The sequence below is a fragment of the Bacterioplanes sanyensis genome, assembly GCF_014652515.1.
Classification (GTDB): domain Bacteria; phylum Pseudomonadota; class Gammaproteobacteria; order Pseudomonadales; family Oceanobacteraceae; genus Bacterioplanes; species Bacterioplanes sanyensis.
Genome location: NZ_BMYY01000009.1, coordinates 122999 through 137600 on the forward strand (window position 1 = coordinate 122999; position 14602 = coordinate 137600).

General features: G+C 54.4%; 11 protein-coding genes. 7 read left to right on the plus strand and 4 right to left on the minus strand.

Going from position 1 to position 14602, the window contains the following annotated elements:
• Positions 1-336 precede the first annotated feature (336 nt).
• Together IE090_RS13390 and cueR are read left to right on the plus strand one after the other, a co-directional pair.
• Positions 337-2829 carry a heavy metal translocating P-type ATPase gene (locus tag IE090_RS13390; RefSeq protein WP_189388889.1) on the plus strand — a complete coding sequence of 831 codons (2493 nt, stop codon included), beginning with the start codon at positions 337-339 and terminating at the stop codon, positions 2827-2829.
• Between the two features lie 3 nt (positions 2830-2832).
• Positions 2833-3228, plus strand: a complete 396-nt coding sequence (cueR, locus tag IE090_RS13395) for a Cu(I)-responsive transcriptional regulator (RefSeq protein ID WP_189388890.1) — start codon at positions 2833-2835, stop codon at positions 3226-3228.
• 76 nt (positions 3229-3304) lie between these two features.
• On the opposite strand, the gene IE090_RS13400 is transcribed toward cueR, so the two are convergent.
• Complete coding sequence (locus IE090_RS13400; RefSeq protein WP_189388891.1) at positions 3305-4669, minus strand: leucyl aminopeptidase family protein; 1365 nt, start codon at positions 4667-4669, stop codon at positions 3305-3307.
• Between the two features lie 83 nt (positions 4670-4752).
• Between IE090_RS13400 and IE090_RS13405 the strand changes: the two genes are divergently transcribed.
• Positions 4753-6450, plus strand: coding sequence for an alkaline phosphatase D family protein (locus tag IE090_RS13405; protein ID WP_189388892.1), 1698 nt, complete (start codon positions 4753-4755; stop codon positions 6448-6450).
• Here IE090_RS13405 and IE090_RS13410 read toward each other — a convergent pair.
• From IE090_RS13410 to ilvC, 3 genes are all read right to left on the minus strand, one after another.
• Entirely contained in the window at positions 6440-8245 is a 1806-nt protein-coding gene (locus IE090_RS13410) for an acyl-CoA dehydrogenase C-terminal domain-containing protein (protein ID WP_189388893.1), read from the minus strand. The two genes, IE090_RS13405 and IE090_RS13410, sit on opposite strands and share 11 nt — an antisense overlap.
• A gap of 128 nt (positions 8246-8373) precedes the next feature.
• Positions 8374-9141 carry a substrate-binding periplasmic protein gene (locus IE090_RS13415; RefSeq protein ID WP_189388894.1) on the minus strand — a complete coding sequence of 256 codons (768 nt, stop codon included), beginning with the start codon at positions 9139-9141 and terminating at the stop codon, positions 8374-8376.
• 145 nt (positions 9142-9286) lie between these two features.
• The gene (gene ilvC / locus IE090_RS13420) at positions 9287-10771 is read right to left on the minus strand and encodes a ketol-acid reductoisomerase (protein WP_189388895.1); all 1485 of its coding nucleotides are present in this window, start codon (positions 10769-10771) and stop codon (positions 9287-9289) included.
• Positions 10772-10905: 134 nt separating this feature from the next.
• Between ilvC and ilvY the strand changes: the two genes are divergently transcribed.
• From ilvY to msrQ, 4 genes are all read left to right on the plus strand, one after another.
• A complete protein-coding gene (gene ilvY / locus IE090_RS13425; RefSeq protein ID WP_189388896.1) occupies positions 10906-11781 on the plus strand; it encodes an HTH-type transcriptional activator IlvY in 876 nt (291 codons plus the stop codon).
• Positions 11782-11884: 103 nt separating this feature from the next.
• The gene (pssA, locus tag IE090_RS13430) at positions 11885-12634 is read left to right on the plus strand and encodes a CDP-diacylglycerol--serine O-phosphatidyltransferase (RefSeq protein WP_189388905.1); all 750 of its coding nucleotides are present in this window, start codon (positions 11885-11887) and stop codon (positions 12632-12634) included.
• A 53-nt stretch (positions 12635-12687) separates the two neighbouring features.
• Positions 12688-13686, plus strand: coding sequence for a protein-methionine-sulfoxide reductase catalytic subunit MsrP (msrP, locus tag IE090_RS13435; RefSeq protein WP_189388897.1), 999 nt, complete (start codon positions 12688-12690; stop codon positions 13684-13686).
• Positions 13686-14300 carry a protein-methionine-sulfoxide reductase heme-binding subunit MsrQ gene (gene msrQ / locus IE090_RS13440; protein WP_189388898.1) on the plus strand — a complete coding sequence of 205 codons (615 nt, stop codon included), beginning with the start codon at positions 13686-13688 and terminating at the stop codon, positions 14298-14300. The genes msrP and msrQ overlap by 1 nt, the downstream gene beginning before the upstream one ends.
• Positions 14301-14602 lie beyond the last annotated feature (302 nt).

Below are 14602 nucleotides of genomic sequence, written 5' to 3' on the forward strand. Positions count from 1 at the left end.
GCTGAAGGCAGTAGGGCGTTGTTGATGTGGGACAACTTTTATCACGTACAAGGTTGGTACAGGCTGTCATCATGGGTATGGATCAATATCTGGGAAAAGTGCGCGAAGCCGCTCCTATACTGAGTCAGAAGTTCGCATGCTTTTAGCGGGCCACTAAAGGTCTCTGGCGTTACTGTTCTTGAAAAGCCCACACAGCGCTTTTTGCTATTTCCCTCGCTCTGAAAACACACAAGTACGATCTTTACTGCATTAAGTTTGGTATTTGCTTGACCTTCCCACCGTGGGAAGGTTTATCGTTGGCCAATATTGATTGGTCAGTAAATAGTGAGGTTAAGCATGGCCGTTAACAGTCGCCCTACTGCACATATCAGCTTGCCAATCGAAGGCATGAACTGCGCCTCATGCGTTGGTCGGGTCGAAGCTGCGTTGAATAAAGTCGATGGTGTTGAGCAGGTGGTGGTCAATTTAGCGACGGAGCGCGCAGAGATTCGCAGCCATAATGCCGATCCGCAGCCCTTGATTGATGCCATTCATCGTGCCGGTTACCAAGTGCCGCAGCAGGTGACCGAGCTCAGCATCGAAGGTATGAACTGTGCCTCCTGCGTGGGCCGGGTCGAACGCGCCTTGCAAGCGGTTAACGGTGTGACGGAGGTAAGCGTTAACTTAGCCACCGAGCGCGCCACGGTTAAGGGCAATGTTGAACTGCAAGCACTGCTGGATGCCGTTCAAACCAGCGGTTATCAAGCAAGCCAGACCAGTAATGATACGGTCCAAACCGGTCAAAATGAGCAAGCTAATGCGCGCAAGCAAGCGGAATACACGGCACTGCGACGCGATTTAAGCATTGCCTTTGTGCTGACCTTGCCACTATTTATGTTGGAAATGGGCGGGCACTTTATTCCGGCGGTGCATCATTGGGTCGCCAATACCATTGGCATTCAAACCAGTTGGCTGTTGCAGTGTGCACTGGCCAGTTTGGTGTTGTTTGGTCCGGGGTTGCGCTTCTTTCGCCACGGCCTTCCGGCGCTGTTGCGCGGCGCACCGGATATGAACTCTTTGATGGTGCTGGGAACGTCCGCTGCTTGGGGCTACTCCGTGGTCGCGACTTTTTTTGCTGAGCTGTTACCCCAAGGTACCGCCAATGTGTATTTTGAAGCCGCGGCGGTGATCGTCACGCTGATTTTGCTGGGGCGCTTATTGGAGGCGCGCGCCAAAGGTCGAACCTCCCAGGCCATTCAGCGCTTGGTGGGTTTGCAGCCCAGAACGGCCCGTATCAGACGCGACGGCAAGGTGATTGAAGTCGCTATCGCCGAGGTTGCACTGGGTGATGTGTTGGAGGTGCGCCCGGGTGAGCGCCTGCCGGTCGACGGCGAGGTGTTGGAAGGCAGCAGCTATGTGGATGAATCCATGATCAGTGGCGAGCCGGTTCCCGTTGCCAAACAAGAAGGCGATGAGCTGGTAGCGGGCACCATCAATCAACAGGGCACGTTAACCCTGCGCGCCACGGCGGTAGGTGGTGACACCGTGCTGGCGCAAATTATTCGCATGGTGGAGCAAGCGCAGAGCTCAAAGCTGCCGATTCAGACCCTGGTCGATAAAGTCACGCTGTGGTTTGTGCCGGCGGTGATGGCGGCAGCAGCGATCACCTTTGCCATTTGGCTGCTGGCTGGCCCAGATCCAGCGCTGAGTTTTGCCTTGGTCAATGCGGTGGCGGTGCTGATCATTGCTTGCCCGTGTGCCATGGGCCTAGCGACGCCAACGTCGATCATGGTGGGGACGGGCCGTGGTGCGGAAATGGGCATCCTGTTTCGCAAGGGCGAAGCACTGCAATCGTTAAAAGATGCGCAAGTCGTGGCGCTGGATAAAACCGGTACCTTAACGGCTGGGCAGCCAGCCTTAACCGATTTGCAGGTGGCCTCAGGCTTTGATCAGGACACGGTATTGGCCTTAGTCGCGGCGGCGGAGTCACGCTCCGAGCACCCGATTGCTCGGGCGATGGTCGAGCAAGCCGAGAAAGAAGGGCTTAAGTTGGCAGCCGTGAGCCAGTTCGAATCCGTCACTGGCCTCGGCATTAGAGCGCGCGTCAGTGAGCACGATGTTCACATCGGTGCCGATCGCTACATGCAGCAGCTGGGCCTTGAGGTGAGTGAATTTGCGCAGACCGCAGCGCGTTTGGCCGATGAGGGCAAATCGCCGCTATACGCCGCGATCGATGGCAAGTTGGCCGCTGTAATCGCGGTGGCGGATCCGATCAAAGAAGATACCCCGGCTGCTATTCAGGCACTGCATCAGTTGGGGCTGAAAGTGGCCATGATCACCGGCGATAATCAGCGCACAGCCGATGCCATTGCTCGCCAGTTAGGCATCGACGAAGTGGTGGCTGAGGTGTTGCCGCAGGGCAAAGTCGATGCGGTGCAACAACTCAAGTCGCGCTACGGTCAGCTGGCATTTGTTGGCGATGGCATTAACGATGCCCCAGCGTTGGCGCAAGCCGAAGTCGGCATTGCCATTGGCACGGGCACCGACATTGCCATCGAAGCGGCGGATGTGGTGCTGATGTCGGGCAGTGTGCAGGGCGTCGCCAATGCCATCGCCTTGTCGCAACATACGCTGCGCAATATCAAACAAAACTTATTTTGGGCCTTTGCCTACAATACGGCGCTGATTCCAGTGGCGGCCGGGGCATTGTATCCCGCCTTGGGCATGTTGTTGTCGCCAGTATTTGCTGCCGCAGCCATGGCGCTGTCGTCGGTATTTGTATTGACCAACGCACTGCGCTTGCGACGCTTTAAGGCTCCGCACCCTCATACTGAGGCCGCCGGAGCTTAACCTATGAACATTGGCAAAGCCGCCGAGGCCTCGGGCGTCTCGGCAAAAATGATTCGCTATTACGAGTCCACCGGGCTTATTGCTGCAGCCGAGCGCACGCAGGCGGGTTATCGCAACTATGGTCAGCGCGACATTGACACCTTGCGCTTTATTCGCCGCGCCCGAGATTTGGGCTTTTCGGTCGAGCAAATGCACGATTTGCTGGCACTGTGGCGCGATCAAAGCAGAGCCAGTGCCGATGTGAAGCGCATTGCCCTGCAGCATGTGGCTGAGCTAGAGCGCAAAGCGCAACAATTGCAGGAAATGAGTCGGGTGCTCACTCATTTAGCGGAAAACTGTCACGGTGATGAGCGCCCAGATTGCCCGATTATTACCGGGCTCGCAGAAAATGACCGCTGAGCAGACGACAGCGGTCACAGCCTCGGGCCACAAAAAGCCCGGCTTAATTGCCGGGCTCAATCAAGATGCTGACGGGTCAGTCTTGGAAGCGGTTATGCAGGTACTCAAATACGGCGCGAATTCCCATGGCTTCGCCGCCAACCGGGCGACCGGCCAGTTTACGGTTGTTCCACGCCATCACATCAAAGTGCACCCACGGCACATCGGCGACGAAGTTCTGTAAGTACAGTGCTGCGGTAATGGCACCACCAAACGGTGTGGAAGCGCAGTTAACCAGGTCGGCAACGTCACTCTTGAGGAAGTCGTTATAAGGCTGGTGCAGCGGCAACGACCATACTGGGTCACTGACGCGCTCGCCGCTTTGCATTAAATCGCCGACCAGCGATAACTGGTTGGTGAAAAAGCCGGGCAACTCAGTACCCAGAGCCACACGGCAAGCGCCGGTCAAGGTGGCAAAATCGACGATTAAATCCGGGTTTTCACCGGCGGCTTCGGTGAGCGCATCGCACAATACCAAACGGCCTTCGGCATCGGTGTTGTCAATTTCAACAGACAAGCCCTGACGCGTATTGATGACATCGCCGGGGCGGAAAGCGTCACCACTGACGGCATTTTCAACCGCAGGCACCAGCACGCGCAAACGCACGGGTAAATGGCGCGCCATAATCAATTGCGCCAAACCCAGCACCTGAGCGGCGCCGCCCATGTCTTTTTTCATTAAGCGCATGGCGTTGCCAGGCTTGAGGTTCAGACCGCCGCTGTCAAAGCACACACCTTTACCGACCAAGGTGACTTTCGGGTGCTCTGGATTACCCCAGGTTAATTGCAATAAACGTGGCTCGTGCACACTGGCACGGCCCACGGCATGAATCATGGGGTAATTTTCTTTTTTCAGATCTTCGCCGACCCATTGGCGGAAGACGGCGTTATAGCGCTCGGCCAAGTGCTGGGTCACGGTGGCCAGATCTTGCGGCATCATGTCAGAGGCCGGCGTGTTGATGAGGTCGCGGGTGAGTGCTGTGGCTTCAATCAGGTCGTTGGCTTCGCGTACGATGCCTTCATCGGCAATATTTAAACGCGCGAGTTTGTCGTCATTTTTGCGGTAGCGCTCGTAGCGATAGGCACCTGAGCCCCAAGCAAAGGCAATGGCAACCATACGGTCGGGGTCACTGACGTTGTCGATGCAATATTCGCCCTCGGGCAATTGTGACGATAAATCACCACAAGCAAACATATCTTGCAAATCACTGACCACGGCGATGGCCTGACTCAGTTCGCCGTTTTCTGCTGGCAATAACGCCACACCTTTGCCGCTGAAACCTGTGGTTTTCAGCCACTGGCGCGTCGCTTGTGATTGTTGCTCCAGCCAGTTTTCGTACTGCTGAGGCTCGAAGATGCTAAGCGGTGTGCCGCCTTGCTGATGAACAATTACGGTCGACATAAGAAGATTTACCAGTTTTTTGAGACTCAGCGATTATAGAGGAGCGCGCCCGCCCCGGCCATGCGGGCTGCCATCAAACTGTCATGGGGTTGCAATGTCGCTGTCATTGCCAAGCGCGTCAATGGCGTCATGCCTTTTTTGCCGCAGCGAGCCTTGTTGCTATGCCTTTAACCCGGCGCGAATTTTTACTCGACAGTGCCAGTGTGACGGCTCTACCCGGGTTGGCACGACGGCAAACACGCAATTGGGTATTTCAACACGGTGTCGCCAGCGGTGATCCATTAGTGGATGGTGTGATTATCTGGACGCGCATTACTCCCACCACTGGCAGCCGTCAGGTCGGCTTTCGCTGGCAATTGTTTCTGGATCCGCAATGTCGTCAATTAGTGCAGCAGGGCACCGGCTTTACCCACGCGCAGCGCGATTTTACGGTTAAGTTAGACATCAGCGGTCTGCAGCCCGGCTGCAGTTATTATTATCGCTTTGAAGCACTGGGGCAGCAGTCGGATGTCGGTCGTACTCGTACCTTGCCGGTGGGTCAGCTGCAGCATTTGCGACTGGCATTTACCTCCTGCTCTAATTATGCGCAGGGGTATTTTAATGTTTATAAAGAGTTGGCCAGTCGCACCGACCTTGATGCGGTGCTGCATTTGGGCGATTACATTTATGAATACGACAATCTTGAAGCCAGCCTGAACACCGGGCGAGTGCATTGCCCTGCGCATGAAACCGTCAGTTTGCAAGATTATCGCCAACGCCATGCCTGCTATAAACGCGATGCTGATTTACAGGCCGTGCATCGCCAGCATGTTTTTTTACTGATTTGGGATGATCACGAAGTCGCTAACAACGCTTGGCGCGGTGGTGCTGAACAGCATCAACCACAACAGGGCAGTTGGCACGCGCGTTTATCCGCTGCGGTGCAGGCGTATTTAGAGTGGATGCCGGTGCGCGAGCAGCCGAGCCCAACTCAGGGGTTGTATCGCAGTTTTCGCTTTGCTGATTTGGCGGATGTCGCCATGCTCGATACGCGCCTGGCGGGGCGCGATCAACCGGCAGACAACAAAGCCGAGCGGGATGACCCTACGCGCACGCTACTCGGCTATCGCCAAGAGCGCTGGCTCAGCCAGCAACTGCAGCAGGCCCAGCAACAAGGTGTGGCGTGGAAGCTGCTGGGGCAGCAGGTAATGATGGCGCAACTGGGCAGCAACAGCAGGCCGTTTAATTACGATCAATGGGATGGTTACCCGGCAGCACGCTCGCGCTTATTTGATGCCATTGAGCAAGACGCGATTGAAAATGTGGTGGTGCTAACCGGCGACATTCACTCCAGCTGGGCATTGGAGTTGCACCGTGATCCATTTGCCGATAATCGTCGGCCCTTGGCGTTGGAGCTGGTGACACCCGCGGTCTCCTCGCCAGGCATCGACCATCAGGCGCGAGCGCGGCTGGCGGCCTCATCTCTACAGGCATTGCTACCTCACCTAGAGTTTGTCGACTTTTATTACCGCGGTTATGTGCTGTTGGATATCACACCAACGCGGCTGCAGGCGGAGTGGTGGGTGGTGGATACTGTCAGCTCGCCACGCTATCAAAGCGATTGTTTGCGCTGTTTGCAGGTGCCCGCTGGGCAGGCAGTGTTTCAACCTGCCGTGAGTGTGAGCCCAGCGCACGCCCAAGCGCCAGAACCGGCCCCTGGGTTTGCGCCAGAGCTTGCATTTTTACGCCGTTGGCAGCCTTCTACTCAGCAGGCCAGCACGGACTGGGTGGCTAAAAACTGAAGTGCTCATCGGCTATTTGCATTAAGGTTTTAGCCGGTTTCACCATCATTTTGGCGTGACCTTTGGCGCGCGGCAGTAAGCGATCAAAATAGAATTCAGCGGTGTGAATTTTAGTTTGGTAAAAAGCGGCGTCGCCTTGTTGCTGTTTTAACGCGCTGTAGGCGCTGTCTGCCATGCGTGCCCAGAAATAGGCCATCATCACATAGCCAGAAAACATCAAATAATCCACTGAGGCGGCGCCCACCATATCGCGGTCTTTGCGCGCCATATAGGCAATGCGCAAGGTGCCCAGACGCCAGCGCAGTAAGTAGCGCTTCAGCTGCTTTATCATGGGTTTCATTTCAGCGCGGTTTTCATGCTGCTTGATAAAGCCTTTTACCAGCGCATGAAACTCATTAAACGACTTGAGTTTGCCCAGCAACACTTTACGCCCCAATAAATCCAACGCTTGCACGCCGGTGGTGCCTTCGTACAGCTTGGCGATCTGGGTATCGCGAATGATTTGCTCCATGCCCCATTCTTTAATGAAGCCATGGCCACCGTACACCTGCACACCGTGGTTGGCTGCTTCATAACCTAGCTCGGTTAAAAACGCTTTTAATACAGGGGTTAAAAAACCCAGTTTGTCGTCCATGCGATCGTACTCGGCCTGATCGTCACGGCTGTGAGCCGCCATCATCTGATCGGCCAGTTGGGCAGCGTAATAGAGCATGGCGCGGCCACCTTCGGCGATGGCTTTTTGCGTTAATAGCATGCGACGCACATCCGGGTGCACAATTAAAGCATCGGCAATTTGCTCCGGCTGCTTGGTGCCACTGAGCGAGCGCATTGAACGGCGCTCACGTGCGTAGGGCAGGGCCCCCTGAAATGACAACTCCGCTGCGCCTACCCCCTGAATAGAAGTGCCAATACGGGCGGTGTTCATAAAGGTAAACATGCACATCAGGCCTTTATTTTCTGGCCCGATTAAAAAACCTTTGGCACCGTCAAAGTTCATCACACAGGTCGATGAACCGTGAATGCCCATTTTTTCTTCAATCGAACCGCACACCACAGGGTTGCGATCGCCCAATGAGCCGTCTTGGTTGACGTTGAACTTGGGCACAATAAACAGCGAAATACCTTTGGTGCCTGGGGGCGCATCCGGCAGGCGTGCCAGCACGATGTGCACAATTTGCTCGGTTAAGTCGTGCTCGCCAGAAGAGATAAATATTTTGGTACCTGTGATGGCGTAACTGCCATCACCATTGGGCACGGCTTTGGTTTTAACCTGGCCTAAGTCAGTGCCGCACTGAGGCTCGGTTAAACACATGGTGCCGGTCCAGCGACCTTCGGTTAACGGTACCAAATAGGTTTGTTTTTGCTCTTCGCTGCCGTGCATATAAATGGTGTTCATGGCACCCAGAGACAGCCCAGGGTACATGCCCCATACCCAGTTGGCGGTGCCGATCATTTCCGATTTGATCACCCCTAACGACAATGGTAGGCCCTGGCCGCCGTATTCCACCGGTGCCGACATGCCTTGCCAGCCACCTTCAACGTATTGGCCATAAGCTTCGCGAAACCCTTTGGGGGTGGTGACGTCGCCGTCATTAAACACACAACCTTCGTCGCCGGATTGATATAAAGGCGATAGCACTTCTTCGCTAAAACGAGCGGCCTCGCCCAAGATGGCGTCGACCATTTCCGGGGTGGCTTCCTCGCCACCGGGGATCGCTTGGTAGTGGTTTTGAAAATCAAACACGTCGTTAATTAAAAACTTAATATCTGCCAAAGGCGCGCGGTACTGGATCATGGTGACACTCTCTTATTGTTATGGGTGACTTATGTTGTGGGTGAAGAGTAACGAGGGTGTCAGTGTGGCAAGGAGAGTGTGTGAGACCTATGGCAGCTGCGCCACTGGTGGTCTGTCATTTGGGAAAGCTATTTAAGGATGGGGTCAATGCCGTGCTGCTGCACGATGCGCTGGTAAGTACCGTCCGCGTGAATGGCCATCATGCCTTGTTCAAATGCCGCCTGCAGTTGCTGTGTTTGCGGGTGACGGCGAGAAAACAGCAAATACAGCTCGGTGGTGCGTAAAGGTTGGGGAATAATGGCTAGTTGAGCGCGTTGCTCGGCACTGAAGTGCTTTTTTAATAACTCGCGGCCAACGCGCTTATCGATGGGAAAAACATCAATATCACGCTGTAACAGCAGTGTTAGATTATCGACATCGCTGGGGCTGCGGCGCAGACGAAAGCGGTTGTCTTTATCGAAAGCTTCAAACGCTTCGCCATAATTGTACCCAAGGGTAGCACCTAAGCGAATGGGCTTGTCAGGGTCGTACTCCCACACCTGCTCAAAGCGAATGGGGTTGTCTTTGTGATAATAAAAGACATTGCTCTCGGTGATTAACGGCGAGTGACTGAACTTAAAATCCCGCTCTCTATCCGGCGTGCGGGCCCAGCCCGGTGACATGGCAAAGTGACCAGCGCGAGTCATCTTTAAGCTGCGGTTCCAAGGGAAGTATTCAAACTGAACTTCTGTTTCCGCAGCGGCAAAGGCAGCGCGAATAACATGACTGACGACGCCTTCTTCAGGCAGTTGTTGCGAGAAATAGGGCGGCCATTCCCCACTGGCGATAATGATGGTTTCATCCGCCGATGTGCGCACAAACGCCAACAGCAATAGCAAAACCCAAGTAAGCCTCATGCAGCGAGCACCTTTTTACACAGAAGCCTGTTCAGACTAGTACAAAAAAAAACCGGCCAATGGCCGGTTCAAGGAGTTGCAGGTAAGGGGGCAACAGGGTGCTCAGTTAGCTGAGCACTGGTTATAAGAATTAGGGCGTCAAATCCTAGGCTTCGACGATGCGCTTCATATCGGTCATGTAGCCGCGCAGCTCCTGACCAATCCACTCAACTGGGTGGTTGCGGATCAGCTCATTCACTTCAATCAAGCGCTGGTTGTCGACGGAGTTAGACTGCACGTTCAGACCTTTACCGATCACATCGGTGCTGAAATGCGGCATGAACTTGTCGCGCAACAGCGGTACCGCAGCGTGGGCAAACAGGTAGCAGCCATATTCCGCGGTATCTGAAATAACGACGTTCATTTCGTACAGCTTCTTACGTGCGATGGTGTTGGCGATCAGTGGTGTTTCGTGCAGCGACTCGTAGTAGGCTGATTCTTCCACAATGCCAGACTCAACCATGGTCTCGAACGCCAGTTCTACGCCCGCTTTGACCATGGCCACCAGCATGATGCCGTGGTCGAAGTATTCTTGTTCGTCGATGGCCACATCTGACGCCGGCGCTTTTTCAAAACCGGTTTCAGCGGTTTCAGCACGCCATTTCAGCAAGTTGGCATCGCCGTTGGCCCAGTCTTCCATCATGGTTTTGGAGAAGTGGCCCGTCATGATGTCGTCTTGGTGCTTGCGGAACAGCGGACGCATCAGCTCTTTCAGCTCTTCCGACATGTCAAATGCCACCAGTTTGGCGGGGTTAGACAAGCGGTCCATCATGTTGGTGATGCCGCCGTGCTTGAGCGCTTCGGTAATGGTTTCCCAGCCGTACTGGATCAGTTTGGCGGCATAGCCTTCATCCATGCCGTCTTCGACCATCTTCTCGAAGCCCAAAATGGCGCCGGTTTGCAGCATGCCACACAGAATGGTTTGCTCGCCCATCAGATCGGACTTCACTTCGGCAACAAACGATGACTCGAGCACGCCAGCACGGTCGCCACCGGTGGCGGACGCCCAAGCTTTGGCGATGTCCATGCCTTCGCCTTTCGGGTCGTTTTCTGGGTGCACAGCGATCAAAGTAGGTACACCGAAGCCGCGTTTATATTCTTCACGCACTTCAGAGCCAGGGCACTTAGGCGCGACCATAACAACGGTCAGGTCTTCGCGAACCTGCATGCCTTCTTCAACAATGTTAAATCCGTGGGAGTAGCCTAGGCAGGCGCCTTCTTTCATCAGTGGCATAACGGCCGACACCACGCTGGTGTGCTGCTTGTCAGGGGTCAGGTTGCACACCAGATCAGCGGTTGGCACCAGTTCTTCATAGGTGCCAACGGTAAAGCCGTTTTCCGTGGCGTTCTTCCACGATTGGCGCTTCTCGGTAATGGCCGACTCACGTAGGGCGTAGGAAACGTCCAGACCCGAGTCGCGCATGTTCATGCCTTGGTTCAAGCCTTGTGCGCCGCAACCGACGATAACGACTTTTTTACCTTTCAAAAATTCGCAGCCATTGGCGAACTCATCGCGATTCATAAAACGGCAGCGACCCAGTTGGTCCAGCTGCTCACGCAGATTGAGCGTGTTGAAATAGTTGTTACCCATAACAGCAATTCCTCATGCGGTTGGGGTTTAAAAAAAGAGTCGACAGCCATGTTAGGTCAAAGCCGACATTGCGTAAAATGCTATTATTGCCACGACCTATTGCATTTTTTGCAATACAACTTCAGGCACAGATCATGGATTACAAAGACCTTCAGGCCTTTTTGGCCATCAGTACCCACTTACATCTAGGGCAAGCGTCACAGCAGCTGCATATGAGCGCTTCTACTCTCAGCCGTCGCCTGGCACGGATGGAAGAAGAAGCCGGTGCTCGCCTGGTCGAGCGCGACAGTAGCCCGCTGCAACTGACCCACGCCGGCGAGCTGTTTCGCCAGCACGCTGAGCACACCCTAGAAAGCTTTCAGCAACTGCGCTCAGCCGTGTCCACTCAAGTAAGTGATCTGAGTGGTAGCCTAACGCTGTTTTGCACCGTTACCGCGAGTTACAGTTTTCTGGCGGATCTGCTGGCGCGCTTTCGCGAGCGCTACCCCAACGTTGAGCTGCGCATTCACACAGGCGATGCGGCCGATGCCATTTCCCGGGTGCAAAGCCAAGCCGCCGACGTTGCCATCGCCGCCCGCCCAGATGTGCTGCCTGAGGCGTTGAGTTTTAAGACCATGGCGCCGTCGCCTTTGCTGTTTATAGCGCCACGTGGGCTTAATACCGTGCCACAGCTGGCGCGCGCAGAAATTGATTGGTCGCAGGTTCCTATGGTGTTGTCAGAAAGCGGCTTAGGCCGTACCCGTGTCGACCGCTGGTTTGCGGCGCGTGGCATGACGCCTCACATCTATGCGCAAGTAGCTGGCCATGAAGCCATTGTGAGTATGGTGGCGCTGGGTGTTGGGGTCGGGGTGGTACCTGAGCTGGTGCTGCGCAACAGTCCAATGGCCTCACGTGTGCGCGTATTGTCCGTTGAGCCTGAGTTGGAGCCATTTGCGGTGGGGCTATGTGCCGCCACTGAGCAGTTGCAATCGCCGTTATTGCAGGCGCTGTGGAAGACAGCCCGGCTTTGATGTCGCATAATGCTGGCGTTTAATGGCGATAAGATTGGTTATGACTGACAACGAGCAAGCTGAAAAGGATGTCCCATCTGGCACCGCCCAGGACGCCCAAGACATGAGTGACGATATTCCCCATAAGCCGGCCAAATGGCCAGGCCGCAAGGGCATTTATCTGCTGCCCAACCTATTTACCACCGGTGCTTTGTTCTCTGGCTTTTATGCCGTGGTGGCCAGTATGAATGGCCATTTCGAAAGCGCGGCCATTGCCATCTTTATTTCTATGATTCTCGATGGTTTCGATGGTCGAGTCGCGCGCATGACCAACACGCAAAGCGACTTTGGCGCTGAGTACGACAGCTTGGCGGATATGGTGAGCTTTGGTGTAGCGCCGGCCTTGGTGGCCTTTAGTTGGGCGCTGCAAGATCTTGGCAAGGTCGGCTGGGTCGCTGCGTTTGTTTATGTAGCCGGCGCCGCATTGCGGCTGGCACGGTTTAACACCCAGCTGGCGGTGGCCGATAAAAACTTCTTCACTGGTTTAGCCAGCCCAGCGGCGGCGGCGATTGTTGCGGGCACCGTGTGGGCCTTTAGCGAGTCAGGTATGCCTGGCGGCGATATTGCTTGGCTGATGGCGCTGATTGTTCCGGGAGCGGGCTTGCTGATGGTGAGCAACTTCCGCTACCACAGCTTTAAAGGCCTAGATTTAAAAGGTAAAGTGCCGTTTGTGGCTTTATTGGCGGTGGTGATGGTATTCGTGGTGGTCTCCATTGACCCGGCCAAAGTGCTATTGGGTGCCTTTATGGCTTATGCGCTGTCGGGGCCTGGCTTTGAGGGTTGGCAATTTATTAAGGCCCGCCGTAAGAAATGAATCATTTGTAGCGACTGTGTCTAACATTCCTGTGTTTGTTAGGTGCCGTCGCTATGTTAATTCGTAAAGATCGCTTTTCTACGCCTCCCTCCTCTGAAATTACTCCGCATTCGGTTTATTTAAAGCGGCGGCTCTTTATGCAGGCCGGGGCGCTGTCACTATTAGCTGCCGCCAGTCCGGCCAAAGCACTGATCGATGCCGATAAAGGGCGGGATCCGAGCTCTCCCGCTTGGCTAGCCAAGCAGGTGGGGGCGGCCAAACCCTTTGCGGGTGAGTTGCAGGAGTCGCTCACGCCGTATAACAACGTCACGGGTTACAACAACTTTTATGAATTCGGTACTGACAAAAGCGATCCAGCGCGCTACGCCCATAAACTAACAACAGACCCGTGGTCGGTGACGGTCTCTGGGGAGTGTGACAACACCGGAACTTTTGCCTTAGAAGACTTGCTCAGCAAGGTTCAGCTAGAGGAAAGGGTTTACCGACTGCGCTGCGTTGAGGCTTGGTCGATGGTCATTCCCTGGATTGGTTTCCCGCTGGCCCAGCTGATCAAGCAGTGTCAGCCTAACTCGCGCGCCAAATATGTGGCTTTCGAAACCTTACAGCGCCCGAAAGAAATGCCAGGTCAGCGCTCGGTATTCGCCACCATTGATTGGCCTTATATAGAAGGGTTGCGTATGGATGAAGCCATGAACGATCTGACCCTGATGGCGGTCGGCTTATACGGCGAGATGTTGCCCAATCAAAACGGTGCGCCCATTCGCCTAGTGGTGCCATGGAAGTATGGCTTTAAGAGCATTAAGTCGATTGTGCGCATTCACTTCAGTGAAACCAAGCCGGCGACTACCTGGAATCTTTTAGCACCGAATGAGTACGGCTTTTATGCCAACGTTAATCCGAAGGTTGATCATCCACGTTGGAGTCAGGCCAGTGAAAGGCGCTTGCCTTCATCATTGTTCAGCCCCAATCGCATTCCCACACAGATGTTTAACGGCTATCAACAGCAAGTAGCGCATCTATATAAAGGCATGGACCTAGAGGTTAATTACTAATGCCAGTTACCGTAAGGCGTTTCGTCGTCTTTCTGTTGGCAATGCTGCCGTTGATCTACTTGCTGCAAGCGGTGATTCGCGTTCAGCAAGGGGAGTGGAATCTACTCGGTCCAGAGCCGGGGCGGGCCATCGTCTTTTTTACCGGCACTTGGGCTTTTAATCTTATGTTGGCGACGCTGGCGGTAAGCCCCACGGCCAAACACACAGGTTGGCGTTGGTTGTTACTGCACCGCCGCATGCTGGGGTTATTCACCTTCTTTTACGCCAGCTTGCATTTGCTGGCCTACAGCGCACTGTTGCTAGAGTGGCGTTGGATGGAGATCACACAAGAAATCATCGAACGTCCTTATCTGACGCTAGGTATGCTGGCTTGGCTGATATTGCTGCCGTTGGCGCTGACATCCACGAAGGGATGGCAGCGCCGACTAAAGCGGCGCTGGAAGAGTCTGCATAAATGGAGCTATCCCGCCGCCGCTTTCATGGCGGTGCACTATTTACTGCAGATTCGTTCTTCTTGGTTCGAACCCGTTCTTTATACGATTTTGGTACTAGCCTTGTTAGGGCTTCGTCGTTGGCCTTTACTGCAACCTTCTAAGGAGAAGTTTTCTGGCTAATGAAGTTCTTTTCAGAAAGCAGTTGACGGCGCTGAGCAACTCCCTATAATGCGCCGCTCCTGATCGCTGTGACGCGGCAGGTGGGCAAGAAGCCCCTGTTTTTCAATGACTTAGAGAGCTCTGTTTGATCTCGCTAAGCACTGAAAAATATCGAAACAAGGCATTGACCTTTTGGGTTTTTAGCGTAGTATACGCCGCCTTGATTCGAGACTGGCTAGCTCAATGAGTTTTCTGGTCGACTAAGTAACTCGTTGATTTCACTAGAAAATATTTGAAATTAACGGTTGCCAAGCCAGAAAGGC

Bases quoted from the DNA above. Each gene is read 5' to 3' on its own strand.
- IE090_RS13390 (WP_189388889.1), top strand. From the start codon at position 337: ATGGCCGTTAACAGTCGCCCTACTGCACATATCAGCTTGCCAATCGAA.
- cueR (WP_189388890.1), top strand. From the start codon at position 2,833: ATGAACATTGGCAAAGCCGCCGAGGCCTCGGGCGTCTCGGCAAAAATG.
- IE090_RS13400 (WP_189388891.1), bottom strand. From the start codon at position 4,669: ATGTCGACCGTAATTGTTCATCAGCAAGGCGGCACACCGCTTAGCATC.
- IE090_RS13405 (WP_189388892.1), top strand. From the start codon at position 4,753: ATGGGGTTGCAATGTCGCTGTCATTGCCAAGCGCGTCAATGGCGTCAT.
- IE090_RS13410 (WP_189388893.1), bottom strand. From the start codon at position 8,245: ATGATCCAGTACCGCGCGCCTTTGGCAGATATTAAGTTTTTAATTAAC.
- IE090_RS13415 (WP_189388894.1), bottom strand. From the start codon at position 9,141: ATGAGGCTTACTTGGGTTTTGCTATTGCTGTTGGCGTTTGTGCGCACA.
- ilvC (WP_189388895.1), bottom strand. From the start codon at position 10,771: ATGGGTAACAACTATTTCAACACGCTCAATCTGCGTGAGCAGCTGGAC.
- ilvY (WP_189388896.1), top strand. From the start codon at position 10,906: ATGGATTACAAAGACCTTCAGGCCTTTTTGGCCATCAGTACCCACTTA.
- pssA (WP_189388905.1), top strand. From the start codon at position 11,885: ATGAGTGACGATATTCCCCATAAGCCGGCCAAATGGCCAGGCCGCAAG.
- msrP (WP_189388897.1), top strand. From the start codon at position 12,688: ATGTTAATTCGTAAAGATCGCTTTTCTACGCCTCCCTCCTCTGAAATT.
- msrQ (WP_189388898.1), top strand. From the start codon at position 13,686: ATGCCAGTTACCGTAAGGCGTTTCGTCGTCTTTCTGTTGGCAATGCTG.